The organism is Streptomyces sp. NBC_00443 (genome assembly GCF_036014175.1).
Lineage (GTDB): Bacteria > Actinomycetota > Actinomycetes > Streptomycetales > Streptomycetaceae > Streptomyces.
In genome coordinates this window covers 6,016,883-6,030,036 of record NZ_CP107917.1, presented here as the reverse complement: position 1 = coordinate 6,030,036, position 13,154 = coordinate 6,016,883, and the positions used below count along the sequence as shown (strand labels likewise).

Annotated in this window: 8 protein-coding genes and 4 pseudogenes; 3 read left to right on the top strand and 9 right to left on the bottom strand. The window is 72.1% G+C overall.

Annotated elements, in window-relative coordinates; genetic code table 11:
• Nucleotides 1-18: 18 nt before the first annotated feature.
• Both OHO27_RS27340 and OHO27_RS27335 read right to left on the bottom strand, forming a co-directional pair.
• Complete coding sequence (locus OHO27_RS27340) at nt 19-795, bottom strand: hypothetical protein (RefSeq protein WP_328427618.1); 777 nt, start codon at nt 793-795, stop codon at nt 19-21.
• A 1-nt stretch (nt 796) separates the two neighbouring features.
• Nucleotides 797-1,345 carry an RNA polymerase sigma factor gene (locus tag OHO27_RS27335; RefSeq protein WP_383246387.1) on the bottom strand — a complete coding sequence of 183 codons (549 nt, stop codon included), beginning with the start codon at nt 1,343-1,345 and terminating at the stop codon, nt 797-799.
• Between the two features lie 341 nt (nt 1,346-1,686).
• Here OHO27_RS27335 and OHO27_RS27330 point away from each other — a divergent pair, with 341 nt between their 5' ends.
• A complete protein-coding gene (locus OHO27_RS27330) occupies nt 1,687-2,703 on the top strand; it encodes an aspartate-semialdehyde dehydrogenase (RefSeq protein WP_328427616.1) in 1,017 nt (338 codons plus the stop codon).
• Between the two features lie 10 nt (nt 2,704-2,713).
• Here OHO27_RS27330 and OHO27_RS27325 read toward each other — a convergent pair whose 3' ends face one another.
• Nucleotides 2,714-3,190 (bottom strand): DUF1203 domain-containing protein, encoded by a 477-nt coding sequence (locus OHO27_RS27325; RefSeq protein WP_328427615.1) that lies wholly within the window; start codon nt 3,188-3,190, stop codon nt 2,714-2,716.
• A gap of 112 nt (nt 3,191-3,302) precedes the next feature.
• Between OHO27_RS27325 and pepN the strand changes: the two are divergent.
• Nucleotides 3,303-5,878: pseudogene (gene pepN / locus OHO27_RS27320) on the top strand (aminopeptidase N).
• A gap of 67 nt (nt 5,879-5,945) precedes the next feature.
• Here the strand turns inward: pepN and OHO27_RS27315 are convergent.
• The 3 genes and pseudogenes from OHO27_RS27315 to OHO27_RS27305 all read right to left on the bottom strand — a co-directional run bounded on the left by OHO27_RS27315 (nt 5,946) and on the right by OHO27_RS27305 (nt 9,395).
• A pseudogene (locus OHO27_RS27315) lies at nt 5,946-6,847 on the bottom strand (LysR family transcriptional regulator).
• 14 nt (nt 6,848-6,861) lie between these two features.
• Nucleotides 6,862-7,859 (bottom strand): annotated as a pseudogene (locus tag OHO27_RS27310) (DMT family transporter).
• Between the two features lie 69 nt (nt 7,860-7,928).
• On the bottom strand, nt 7,929-9,395 hold the full coding sequence (locus tag OHO27_RS27305; RefSeq protein ID WP_328430570.1) for an FAD-dependent monooxygenase: 1,467 nt from the start codon (nt 9,393-9,395) through the stop codon (nt 7,929-7,931).
• Between the two features lie 137 nt (nt 9,396-9,532).
• On the opposite strand from OHO27_RS27305, the gene OHO27_RS27300 reads away from it, so the two are divergent.
• Nucleotides 9,533-10,123 carry a TetR/AcrR family transcriptional regulator gene (locus OHO27_RS27300; RefSeq protein WP_328427614.1) on the top strand — a complete coding sequence of 197 codons (591 nt, stop codon included), beginning with the start codon at nt 9,533-9,535 and terminating at the stop codon, nt 10,121-10,123.
• A gap of 129 nt (nt 10,124-10,252) precedes the next feature.
• On the opposite strand, the gene OHO27_RS27295 is transcribed toward OHO27_RS27300, so the two are convergent.
• The 3 genes and pseudogenes from OHO27_RS27295 to OHO27_RS27285 form a co-directional block, all read right to left on the bottom strand.
• Nucleotides 10,253-10,510, bottom strand: coding sequence for a hypothetical protein (locus tag OHO27_RS27295; protein ID WP_328427613.1), 258 nt, complete (start codon nt 10,508-10,510; stop codon nt 10,253-10,255).
• A gap of 106 nt (nt 10,511-10,616) precedes the next feature.
• Nucleotides 10,617-12,763, bottom strand: a pseudogene (gene malQ / locus OHO27_RS27290) (4-alpha-glucanotransferase).
• Entirely contained in the window at nt 12,764-13,054 is a 291-nt protein-coding gene (locus OHO27_RS27285; protein WP_443059610.1) for a hypothetical protein, read from the bottom strand. It abuts the pseudogene before it with no gap.
• Nucleotides 13,055-13,154: the final 100 nt, after the last annotated feature.

Sequence of the window (13,154 nt, the reverse complement as noted above, 5' to 3'; positions counted from 1 at the left end):
GGCGCCCGCCCTTCGTCGTCAGCAGGTGAGCCCCCGCGACTCGGCCAGCGAGCCGGTGATCCAGGCCCGCTCGGGGGCGATGTTCTTCTCGCCGACGGCCCAGAAGTCGGGCCGGCGGGCCCCCTGCGGGATGCCGATGAGCACCTGGTCGCCCTCGCGCAGGCCGGGGACGAGGTTCTCGTCGACGACGAAGGCCAGCTCCTGCTCGCCCTTGTCCGGCTTGTAGTAGCGGGTCATGTGCAGGGTGACGCGGACCGACCCGGTACCGGCGAGCTGTTCGACGAAGGTGGCCCTCCCCTCGGCCACCAGACGGGAGCAGGCGAGGTAGCGGGGGCTGCCGAAGGCGGAGTCGGCGTCAGCGGAGGCCTCGTCCTTCGCGGCGCTGCCGGAGTCCGCTCCCGAGCTCGCGGTGTCGCCGCTCCCGGCCTGGGTCAGCAGCCAGCCCATGCCGACCAGCACGGACGCGGCGGCGGCCACGGCGAGGCTGCCGAGGGCGACGGTGAACACGCGGCGCCGGGTGCGGGAGGGCTGTCGTACGGGGGCGGGTTCCGGGTCCGGCTCGGGCGCCGGTGACGCGGGCATCGGCTCGGTGAGCGCGTGTCCGATGATCCCCAACTGCTCGCGCAGCAGCGCCACATCGGCCGCCGCGGACCGGTGCTCCGCCATGAAGGCGGCGTCCGCGCGGGCCTCGTCGGTGAGCGGCTCTCCGGTGATCGCGGCCATCAGCGCGTCGACGCCGGCGCGGGCGTCGTCGTAGCCGTCGCGGCCGGTACGGCCTTCGTTCTCGGCGGTCACGTCACACCACCTCGTCCTCGTGCAGGCGGGCGCGCAGAGCCCGTACCGCCGTGTGCAGCCTGCTCTTGACCGTGCCCTCCGGGATGCCGAGCTCCTCGGCGATGTCGCGGACCGGAAGGTCGCCGTAGAACCGCAGGACCAGGACCTGGCGCTGGGTGTCGGGCAGTTCGTCCAGGCCCTGGGCGACGGCGAGGGAGAGCAGGCTGGTGTCCTCGCCGGAGGGGTGCTCGAGCTGGCGCAAGGAGGCGAGCCGCTCGCCGAGCCGCTCCTGGCGCTTCTTGGCCCGGTGCCAGTCCATGGCGAGGTTGGATGCGACGACCGCCGCCCACGCCGACACGTCCCGCGGCGCCTCGCGGCCACTGGCGGCCCGCTCCAGCAGCCGCAGACGGACCTGCTGCACCCCGTCCGGCAGGTCCGTCTGCGGCACTCCGCCGAGGGCGAGCACTGCCCGCACCCGGCGCTCCTGGGCCGCGTCCAGCGGATCGTCCGGTACGTCCCGGACGGCACCGCCCCCCTGGTCGCGGCGGGCCCTTCTGCGCAGCACAGCCACCCCTCCCCTCCCCGTGTGGTGACTGTGACGCCGTGGTGCGCCAAAACGTTCGGCCGGATGCCCGGCAATTTTTCGGCGCCGGACGGAGTTGTACGTCACACCGCCGCGTAGCCCGGTCGCCGGTGGGCAGGCGAGCTTGCGGCGCGGGGCGGCCGTAGGACGAATTTCTCCAGCTCAGCATGGGTGTGAGCCGTAGAACCGGTGCCGCACCCGGTGCCCGTCGCGTCCCATTGGCCGGTCATCCATGCCAAACAATTGGACAGGCGGACCGAGGCTGACCGCATGATGGAAACGCCTCGGCCATGCAGCAGTCACAGACAAGCCACGTAGAAGGAGTCGCCGTGAGGGTCGGAATCGTCGGAGCCACCGGTCAGGTCGGCACGGTCATGCGCAGCATCCTCAAGGAGCGCGACTTCCCGGTCACCGAGCTGCGCCTGTTCGCCTCGGCCCGCTCGGCCGGCTCGGTGCTCGACGGTGTGACCGTGGAGGACGCGGCGACGGCCGACTACACCGGCCTGGACATCGTCCTGTTCTCGGCGGGCGGCTCGACCTCGAAGGCTCTCGCCCCGAAGGTGGCCTCGCAGGGCGCAGTCGTGATCGACAACTCCTCGGCCTGGCGCCGCGACCCCGAGGTCCCGCTGGTCGTCTCCGAGGTGAACCCGCACGCGATCACCGACCGCCCCAAGGGCATCATCGCCAACCCGAACTGCACGACGATGGCCGCGATGCCGGTCCTGAAGCCGCTGCACGCCGAGGCCGGCCTCGAGGCGCTGGTCGTGGCCACGTACCAGGCGGTGTCGGGTTCGGGTCTGGCCGGCGTCGACGAGCTGTTCGAGCAGGTCAAGAAGGTCGGCGACGACGCGCCCAAGCTGACCCACGACGGCTCGGCGGCGGAGTTCCCCGAGCCGCACAAGTACGTCGCCCCGATCGCGTACAACGTCCTGCCGATGGCCGGCTCGATCGTCGACGACGGTCTGCACGAGACCGACGAGGAGCAGAAGCTCCGTCACGAGTCCCGCAAGATCCTGGAGGTCCCGGAGCTGAAGGTCTCCGGCACCTGCGTGCGCGTCCCGGTCTTCTCCGGCCACTCCCTCCAGGTCAACGCCCGCTTCGCCCGCCCGATCAGCGTGGAGCGCGCCAAGGAGCTGCTGGCCGGCGCCCCCGGCGTGGCCCTGTCCGACGTGCCGAACCCGCTGCAGGCGGCCGGCCAGGACCCGTCGTTCGTCGGCCGCATCCGTGCCGACGAGACGGTCGAGCACGGCCTCGCCCTCTTCCTCTCCAACGACAACCTCCGCAAGGGCGCCGCGCTGAACGCGGTGCAGATCGCGGAGCTGGTGGCGGCGGAGCTGAAGGGCTAGCGGACACCCCCTAGGCCCTGCGGACCTCGTAGAGGAAGCACCCGTACTCGACGGCCCGGACGTGGACGAGCGCCACGGCCGGGTCGTCGAACGCGTTGTGGAGCGCGCCGCCCGTGTCGTCCGCGCCCTCGGCCGGCTGTCCGCCGAGGATGTGCCCCTCGGCCGAGTACCGGCGGACCACGCGTCGAGCGTTCACGAAGGGCAGGCCGTCCTGCTGCGGCCCCTCGCAGTCCTCCGCGTGGATGAAGACGGGCCCCTGCTCGTCGTACGCCCCCGGATCGACGCCGTTCTCAGCCGCCCAGCGGCGCAGGGGAGCGTAGGAGACCAGGGCGATCCGCTCCCCCGGCGCACTCTTTCGCAGGCAGCAGCGCAGGGGCGCCCCGCCCTCCTCGTCGGTCACGGGAACCGTCCGGCGTCCCGCGTCGTCAGCAGAGCGAAGCTCCTTCAGGGCCGTCGGACCGATGGGGCGTGCGAGATAGGTCGTCATGCCTCCAGCGTCACGCGCGTTCGCCCCGCCCACCGGCGGTAAACGGACATCGCGCTCCGTGCAGGTCCCATGGAAGGATGACCGAACCCACACATATCGAGGAGATGACCGCGTGCCTGGCACAAACCTGACTCGCGAAGAGGCGCAGCAGCGGGCGAAGCTGCTGACCGTTGACTCGTACGAGATCGATCTCGACCTCTCCGGCGCGCAGGAGGGCGGTACCTACAGGTCCGTGACCACGGTGCGCTTCGATGTCGCGGAGAACGGCGCCGACTCCTTCATCGACCTCGTGGCCCCGGCCGTCCACGAGGTGACCCTCAACGGCGACGCACTCGACGCGGACGCGCTCTTCAAGGACTCCCGCATCGCGCTGCCCGGCCTGCTGGAGGGCCGCAACGTCCTGCGGGTCGTCGCCGACTGCGCGTACACCAACACCGGCGAGGGCCTGCACCGGTTCGTCGACCCGGTCGACCAGCAGGCGTACCTGTACACCCAGTTCGAGGTCCCGGACGCGCGCCGCGTCTTCGCGTCCTTCGAGCAGCCCGACCTGAAGGCCACCTTCCAGTTCACCGTGAAGGCCCCCGAGGGCTGGACGGTGATCTCCAACTCGCCCACCCCGGAGCCCCAGGACAGCGTCTGGTCCTTCGAGCCGACGCCGCGTATCTCGACGTACATCACGGCGCTCATCGTCGGCCCGTACCACTCCGTGCACAGCGTCTACGAGAAGGACGGCCAGTCCGTCCCGCTCGGCATCTACTGCCGGCCCTCGCTCGCCGAGTACCTCGACTCGGACGCGATCTTCGAGGTGACCCGGCAGGGCTTCGACTGGTTCCAGGAGAAGTTCGACTACGCGTACCCGTTCAAGAAGTACGACCAGCTGTTCGTGCCGGAGTTCAACGCGGGCGCGATGGAGAACGCGGGCGCGGTGACCATCCGCGACCAGTACGTCTTCCGGTCCAAGGTGACGGGCGCGGCGTACGAGGGGCGCGCGGAGACCATCCTGCACGAGCTGGCCCACATGTGGTTCGGCGACCTGGTCACCATGGAGTGGTGGAACGACCTGTGGCTGAACGAGTCGTTCGCCACCTACACGTCCATCGCCTGCCAGGCGCACGCCCCCGAGTCGCGCTGGCCGCAGGCGTGGACGACGTTCGCGAACCAGATGAAGACGTGGGCGTACCGCCAGGACCAGCTGCCGTCGACGCACCCGATCATGGCGGAGATCCGCGACCTGGACGACGTGCTCGTCAACTTCGACGGCATCACCTACGCCAAGGGCGCCTCGGTCCTCAAGCAGCTCGTGGCGTACGTCGGCCAGGACGAGTTCTTCAAGGGCGTCCAGGCGTACTTCAAGCGGCACGCGTTCGGCAACACGCGCCTGTCCGACCTGCTGGGCGCCCTGGAGGAGACCTCCGGCCGCGACCTGAAGACCTGGTCGAAGCAGTGGCTGCAGACGGCGGGCATCAACGTCCTGCGTCCCGAGATCGAGACGGACGCCGACGGCGTGATCACGTCCTTCGCCGTCCGCCAGGAGGCCCCGGCGCTGCCGGCCGGCGCCAAGGGTGAGCCGACGCTGCGCCCGCACCGCATCGCGGTGGGCCTGTACAACCTGGACGCCGGCTCCGGCAAGCTGGTGCGCGACGAGCGCCTCGAACTGGACGTGGACGGCGAACTCACCGCCGTACCGCAGCTGTCGGGTACCCGCCGTCCGGACGTGGTCCTCCTCAACGACGACGACCTGTCGTACGCGAAGGTCCGCCTGGACGAGGAGTCCCTCGCGTTCGTGACGGACCACCTCGGCGACTTCGACGCCTCGCTCCCCGGGCCCTGTGCTGGGCGTCGTCCTGGGACATGACGCGCGACGCCGAGCTCGCCACCCGCGACTACCTCTCGCTGGTCCTGTCGGGCATCGGCAAGGAGTCCGACATCGGTGTCGTGCAGTCGCTGCAGCGCCAGGTGAAGCTGGCGATCGAGCTGTACGCCGCCCCGGGCACCCGCGAGGCCCTGCTGACCCGCTGGACGGACGCCACGCTGGCCCATCTGCGCGCCGCCGAGGCGGGCAGCGACCACCAGCTGGCGTGGGCGCGGGCGTTCGCGGCGACGGCCCGTACGCCTGAGCAGCTCGACCTGCTGGAGGCCCTGCTCGACGGCTCCCAGACGATCGAGGGGCTGGCCGTCGACACGGAGCTGCGCTGGTCGTTCGTCCAGCGCCTGGCGGCCGTGGGCCGCTTCGACGAGGCGGAGATCGCGGGCGAGTACGAGCGGGACAGGACGGCCGCCGGCGAGCGCCACGCCGCCACGGCCCGCGCCGCCCGGCCGACCGCGGAGGCCAAGGCCGAGGCCTGGTCGTCGGTCATCGACTCCGACAAGCTGCCGAACGCCCTCCAGGAAGCGGTCATCGTCGGCTTCGTCCAGACCGACCAGCGCGAACTGCTGGCCCCCTACGCGGACACGTTCTTCGAGGTGGTCAAGGACATCTGGGACGCCCGCTCCCACGAGATCGCCCAGCAGGTCGCCATCGGCCTCTACCCGACGATCCAGGTCTCCGAGGACACCCTCCGCAAGACGGACGCCTGGCTGACCTCGGCCGAGCCGAACGCGGCCCTGCGACGCCTGATCTCCGAATCCCGGGCGGGTGTGGAGCGCGCGCTGAAGGCGCAGGCCGCGGACGCGGCGGCGGAGCAGTAGCCGACGGCGTACGTACGTCCGGGGGGGGCGCCCGGTACAACACCGGGCGCCCCTGGTCGTCCCGCCCTCAGCCAAGCCGCGCAGCCACGGCCTCCAAAGCCGACAGCACCCTCCCCACCGCAGCCCCCGCCTCGCTCCCCTGCGCACCGCGGCCACCACATGCCGCACCGGCCGCTGCTCCCCCGCCTCCCGCATCACGACCCCGCCCCTGGCCACCGCCGCCATCCGCGGCACCAGCGCCACGCCCATCCCCGCCTCGACCATCGCGAGGATCGCCGTCCACCCGGCCGCCGAGTGCCCCTGTCGGGGGCTGAACCCGGCCGCCTCGCACGCCCCGCGCGTGATGTCCGACCACGGCCCGCTGCCCCCGAAGATCCACTCCTCCGCGGCGAGATCGGCGAGCCGCACCTCCTCGGCCCGCGCCAGCCGGTGCCCCCGGGGCAGGGCGACGTCCAGCGGGTCGGCGAGCAGCGGCACCCGGGTGAAGCGCACGTCGCCCACCGTCGGCGCCTGCGCCGCGAGCGACAGGGCGAGGTCCACCTCCCCGCCGGCCAGCAGCTCGTACGCCTCCTGCGCCTCGGCCTCGCGCACCCGTACGCTCACCCCGGGATGCGTCTGACGCAACGCCCGCACCGCCGGTACGACCAGCGTCGGCACAGCTGTGGAGAAGGCGCCCACCCGCACCTCCCCGACCTCACCGTGCACGTACGCCGCCAACTCGGCGTCGGCCCGCTCCAGTTGCTCGAACACGGCCTCGGCGTGCCGCAGCACCAGCCGGGCCGCGTCCGTCAGCCGCACCCGCCGCCCCTGCGCCTCCAGCAACGGCACCCCGACCTGCCTGGCGAGATTCGTCAGCTGTTGCGACACCGCCGACGGCGTCATCCGCAGCGCCTCGGCCGTCGCCGTCACGGTGCCCCGCTCCCGCAGCGTCCGCAGGATCTGCAGCTTGCGGATGTCCCAGTCGACCATGGCGGCAACCTACGTCACCGCCGCGACGCCGCCCCCAGGACGACTCCGCCGAGGATCAGCCCCATGCACACCACCTGCGTCCAGCCGGTCGCCTCGCCGAGGACCGCCCAGGACAGCACGGCCACGCACACCGGCTGGAGGTAGTAGACGACCCCGGCACGACTCGGGCCGACCAGCGCGATCGCCCGGTTCCAGGCGAAGAAGGCGACGGCGGAGGAGGCGACCCCCACGTAGAGGATCGGCAGGACCGTTCCGGCGGTGGGCTCGAACCCGCCCTGCACCGCCAGGCTCACCCCTGCGCGGGCACCAGCAGGACCGTGCCCACCAGGAACGTCGTGAACAGGAAGGCCGTACCGCCCAGTTCGGCCGGCCGCCGGCGCAACAGACCGCTGTACGACCCGAAGCAGCAGGCAGCCGCCACCATCCACAGGTCCCCGGCCGAGAACCCTGCCCCGCCCGCACCACTCCCGATCAGCAGCACGACCCCCGCACAGGCCACCAGCAGCCCCACCACCCGGCGCGCGCCCAGCCGTACCCCCGCGGCCCGCTCGGACACCGCCATCAGCACCGGCGCAGCGGCCATGATCATGCCCATGTTGGCGGCGGGGGTAGTCAATCCGGCCTGGTTGACCAGGGTGTTGTAGGTGGTTACGCCGAGCAGCGAGGCGAGGAGTACGAAGCCGAGGTGCCTGCGGATCAGCTCCCGCTGCCGCCAGGCCTGCCGGGCACCGAACAGGGCCACCGCGACCAACGCCACCAGCCACCGCCAGAACGCGTGCTGCACCGGCGGCACGCTGTCGTGCAGCGCCCGTGAGGTGACGAAGCTGCCGGACCAGACGACCGTCGCGAGAGCGGCGAGCGCGACCCCGAGGGCGGCGGCCGTCCTCGGGGTCGGGGCGGTGGAAGGGGATGTCGTACGAGCGGTCCGGTTCAGGACGGCGGGCACAGAGGTCCTTTCGATGGGCGGTGACCGGGCGGTGACGATGACGCGTCCACCGTCGCAGCGCGCCATCTGTCACGTCCATCGAAACTTTCCGATCAATCCTTTCAGGAGAACTGAAAGGTCGTACAGGGGCTCCGGTCACCCCACATGCTCGGCGACCGCCGCCTCGACCGCCCGCGCGTCGGTGGCGTCCGCCGCCCACGCCACGTATCCGTCGGGCCGCACGAGCATGGCCGTACGGCGGTCGCTCGCCCAACGTTCCACGGTGAGCCGGTCCTTACGGCCGCTCTGCGCATCGGACACCTCCCCGGCCTGCGGGAGGATCAGCACGAACCGCCCGCCCCGCAGGGCCTCGCACAGGCGGCCGCTCCCCAGAACCACATCCGGGACGCGGGTGCCGATCAGACGGTGGGAGCCGCGTGGGGCGGCGTACTTGTACCCGATGCCCGAGATCTGGGCCAGGGCCCTCGCCTGGGCAGGCCGGGCGACGTTGACGAAGGCGGAGAACAGGGCGCGTACGGCGCGCAGTGCTGGGCTCTGCGCCCGCGCCAGCCGGACCAGTCCGCCGCTGCTGCGCAGCACCGCCTCACCAACGGGGTGACGTTCGGCCTGGTAGGTGTCCAGCAGGCTGACGGGCCGTCGGCCGTTGACGACCGCGGCAAGTTTCCAGCCGAGGTTGGCCGCGTCCTGCAGGCCGGTGTTCATGCCCTGACCGCCGGCCGGTGAGTGGACGTGCGCGGCGTCACCGGCGAGGAAGACCCGCCCGACCCGGTACTGCGGCGCCTGCCGCTCGTCGCTGTGGAAGCGGGAGAGCCAGCGCGCGTCGTGCATGCCGTAATCGGTGCCGAGGGCACGGCGGGTGACCTCCTTGACCTCGGCGAGGTCGAGCGGGACGTCGTCGGCGACCTCGTGGCGGCGGTTCCAGCCCATGACGCGGTACCAGCCGTCCCCGAAGGACGCGATCATCGCGAAGGAGTCACCCGCGCCGTCGACGGTGAGCACGCTCGCGGGCTGCTCGGCGAGCCGCACGTCCGCCAGGAACAGGGACTTGATGACGGAGACGCCGGGAAAGGGCAGGCCGACCGCCTGACGGACGGCGCTGCGGTGGCCGTCCGCGCCGACGACGTAGGCCGCGCGGTGCTTGACGACCACCCGGTCCGGACCGCGCACATCGAGGTCGACCCCGTCGTCGTCCTGCCGCAGCCCCACGACCTCGCTCTCGAAGAGGAACTCGACCCCGAGTTCGCGCGCCCGCCGCTCCAGCAGCCGCTCCACCTCGTACTGCGGGGTGATGAGCAGGAACGGGAAGCGCGACGGCAGCGTGCTGAGGTCGAGGGAGAGGCGGCGGAACAAGCGCAGCTCGGTGATGGTGCTGCCGGTGCCGATCAGCTCGTCTGCGAGGCCGCGGGCGTCGAGCTGCTCCAGGGTGCGGGCGTGCACACCGAAGGCGCGGGAGAGGTTGCTGATCCGGTGGGGGCGCCGCTCGACGAGGGTGACGCGAACACCGGCGGCGGCGAGGTCGCCCGCGAGGAGGAGACCGGTGGGGCCGGAGCCGATGACGAGGACGGGGCGGGTGGAGCCGGTGCCGGTGCCGGTGCCGTTCATGGCGGTCATGGGGGTCTCCTGGTGCCAACACTTCTCGGTCAACGCTTGTTGGTCAACGCTTGTTGGCAACCGTAGAACCGACCTCTCAACCATGTCAACACTTGTTGGCCCACATCCGTTGGCATACGATTGTTGGCATGAAGCAGAGCAGCCCCGCCGACCCCACCCCCGCCCCGCGCCGGTCCGACGCCACGCGCACGGCGATCCTCGACGCGGCCCGCGAGCGCTTCGCGGCAGACGGTTACGAGCGCGCCACCATCCGCGCGATCGCCAGGCACGCGAACATCGACCCGTCGATGGTGATGCGCTACTACGGCAACAAGGAGGGGCTCTTCGCGGCGGCCGTTGCCATCGATCTGAAGCTGCCGGAACCGTCGTCGCTGTCCCGCGACGACGCCGGCCGGGCCCTCGTGACCCACTTCCTGGCCATGTGGGAGGAGAACGAGGTGCTCACGGCCCTGCTCCGGGTCGGCGCGACCAACCAGGCCGGGGCAGAGCGCATGCAGGGCATCTTCGCGGACCAGCTGCTGCCGGTCGCCCGTCGGGTGTGCCCCGATCCCGAGCAGGCCCCGGCCCGGGCCGCGCTGGCGTCCTCGCAGCTGCTCGGGCTGGCGCTCACGCGTTACGTCCTGCGGTTCCCGCCTGCCGTCGCGCTGGCCCCCGAGGAGATCACGGCCTGGCTCGCGCCCACGGTGCAGCGGTACCTGACCGCGCCGTACCCGGCGTGAGGGTCACCCGCCGGAGAACACCCGCAGAACACACCGAGGGCGCCGGCCTCGTCCACGTACGGCGGATGCGCGTACGTACGACGGGGCCGGCGCCCTCGACGGAAGCGGGTGCGGTCGGAACCGCGCGGATCAGGCCTTCGCCTTGGCCTTCGCCTTCGGCCGGCGATCCGTGGAGCGGTCCAGGACCATCACGAGGCCCGCGATGACCGCGAACAGCACGATCGGGGCCAAGACGAACTGGCCCAGCGTCTCCATGACGCTCAGGCCCTGACCGGGGTCGTCGCCGTCGTCACGCGTGAGCGCGAGCGCGGGGGACGACATGAGCAGCATCATCAGCGTCGTACCGGCAGCCAGGGCGCCGGCGCGCAGGGCGTTCTTCTTGTCCACGGGGCCAAAAGTACCGAACGCCGCCGGGAGCCGCTCGTCCGGGGGTGCCGTAACGGAGCTCCCGGCCCCGCGGACGCCGGACGCCGCAGGGCCCCACCGTGTCGGGCTAGCCGTGCCGGCGTGCGTCTCCCCGCAGCACCTCCACCAACGCCCGCATCCTCGGCGACGCCGCCAGCTCCTCCAGCGTCATCGCCTTTCCCTGCGCGTCCGCGATCGGCAGCCGCCAGTTCGGGTACTGGTCCCACGTGCCCGGCAGGTTCTGCGGGCGGCGGTCGCCCACGCCGTCGGGGAGCCAGATGCCGACCATGCGGGCCGGCGTGCGCAGCAGGAAGCGGTGGACGGCCTGGATCTCGGCCTCCTCCTCCGAGGCGCAGTGCCCGCCGTGCGTGCCGCGCATCAGCCCCAGCCGGGACAGCAGCTCCAGCCACTCACCGGTGTCGGCCGCCGCCTCCGCGCGCTCCTGCTCCAGGGGGCGGGTCAACAGGCCGAGACTGTCGCGCAGTTCGACGTGTTCGCCGGTGAGGCGGGCCGCGGTGGACGGCAGGTCGTGCGTCGTGGCGGTGGCGAGGCAGTCGGCGCGCCAGGACTCCGGCGGCAGGGGGCGGCCGTCGCCGTCCCAGTCCCGCTCGAACCACAGCACCGAGGTGCCGAGCACGCCCCGTGAACGCAGCGCCTCCCGCACACCGGGCTCAACCGTGCCGAGGTCCTCCCCGATCACCACCGCACCGGCCCGGGACGCCTCCAGCACCAGGATCGCCAGCATGGCCTCGGCGTCGTAGCGGACGTACGTCCCCTCCGTCGGCGCGTGTCCCTGCGGCACCCACCAGAGCCGGAACAGCCCCATGACGTGGTCGATCCGCAGCGCGCCCGCGTAGCGAAAGAGCGCCCGCAGCAGACGGCGGTACGGTTCGTACCCCGACTCGGCCAGCCGGTCCGGCCGCCAGGGCGGCAGCCCCCAGTCCTGGCCGCGGGCATTGAAGGCGTCCGGCGGGGCGCCCACCGACATCCCGGCCGCGAAGTACTCCTGCTGCGCCCAGGCGTCCGCGCCCTCGGGATGCACCCCGACCGCGAGATCGTGCACGATCCCGACCGGCATCCCCGCCTCCCGCGCGATCCGCTGGGCGGCGGTCAGCTGGGTGTCGGTGAGCCAGGCGAGCCGGCAGTGGAGGTCGACCCGGTCCATCAACTCGCCCCGCGCGCGGGCGGTTTCGGGCGAGCGCGGATCACGCAGGCCCTCCGGCCACCGCCGCCAGTCGGAGCCGTGCACCTCGGCCAGTGCGCACCACGTGGCGTGGTCCTCCAGCGCCTGCCCTTCCTGCGCGAGGAAGTCGACGTAGGCGGCCCGCCGCCCGGGCCCGAGCGGCACCACGCGCACCAGTTCCAGCGCCTCCCGCGTCGCCTCCCACACGGCGTCCCGGTCGATCAACTCCCCTTCTCCAGCACCGCTTCCCGCAGCCGTCCGGCCCGCTCCAGCAGGGCCCGCACGCGCTCGCGGTCCTCGACATGGGCGAACTCGGGCACGTCCTCGACCCGCAGATGCACCGGGTCGGGGAAGCGGCGGGAGGACGGGCGGTAGGGCGAGGGGTCGGTCGGGGCTCCGGGTACGGCCGCGTGCAACGGGTTGACCTGCACGAATCCGGCGCCGAGCGCCCGGCCGGCCCAGGCGGTGAGCTCGCCCAGGTCGCCGAGGTCGCCCATACCCCAGGAGTGGCGGGAGAGGAGAGAGTAGAGCTGGACGAGAAGGCCGTACGAACGTGCGGTGGGCGTGGGCAGCCGGGCCGGGGAGACGACCAGGTGGCTCGTCGCCGTACGGCCATCAGGTGTGGTGACGGTCAACCGATGGACGCCGGGCGGGAGTTGGTCGGCGGGCGGGAGTCGGTCGACGGCGGCGCGGGTGTCGCCCTGTTCGGTCTCGATGTGCAGCCGGGTGCCGGACGGCAGCGCGGCCGGCGCCAGGGGCTCGACGCCGGGCCGGCACACCACCGTCGGCGGCAGCAGCCGCTCGCGCAGCTCACGCTCCCGCGCGGCCAGCGCGGCACCGACGGACGCGGACGTGCTCGCGTCGATGTCGAGGGCGGCCAGGGCGAGGGTGAGTGCGGTGGCGGAGGCCGTGACCGTACGGTCGGCGGACGGCTGGTAGGCGGTGGCGACCCCGTGCAGCTCGGCGAGCCGCGACAGGTCGTCGGAGGGGGGAGGACCTTCGGGACCCTCTGGGTCCTCGGCAGGGGCTTCGGCCGACCGCTGTCCTGTCATCTACGACCTCGTGGGATACATGTCCATGTCCATACCGGTGTCCATACCCATGTCCATGCCCATGTCCCAGGTCGCTGCCTCACTCGTCAGCGGTGCGGCGTCCGCGAGCGGCGGTTCGCTGGTGAGGGGCTCGGCGTCGGGCAGGGGTGGTTCGCTGGTGAGGGGGGTCTCGGTGCAGGCGCCCTCGGAGCTGAAGACACAGGCGTACATCTCGGGTTCGGTGAAGACGCCTTCGTAGATCTCGGGCTCGCTGGGCGCCTCGGGTTTGGAAAGGGCCGATGCAGTGGCCACGGGGGCCTCCTCTTCGAGTACGGCGATCGGGTTACCGCCGTCCCTACCCAGCGGGCGCGGTGGCAGACGTACTGAGACGAACAACGTGCCTCTCATCACA

Coding starts and splice junctions, on each gene's coding strand:
- OHO27_RS27325 (WP_328427615.1), bottom strand. CDS start 3,190: ATGACGACCTATCTCGCACGCCCCATCGGTCCGACGGCCCTGAAGGAG.
- OHO27_RS27305 (WP_328430570.1), bottom strand. CDS start 9,395: ATGAACGGCACCGGCACCGGCACCGGCTCCACCCGCCCCGTCCTCGTC.
- OHO27_RS27300 (WP_328427614.1), top strand. CDS start 9,533: ATGAAGCAGAGCAGCCCCGCCGACCCCACCCCCGCCCCGCGCCGGTCC.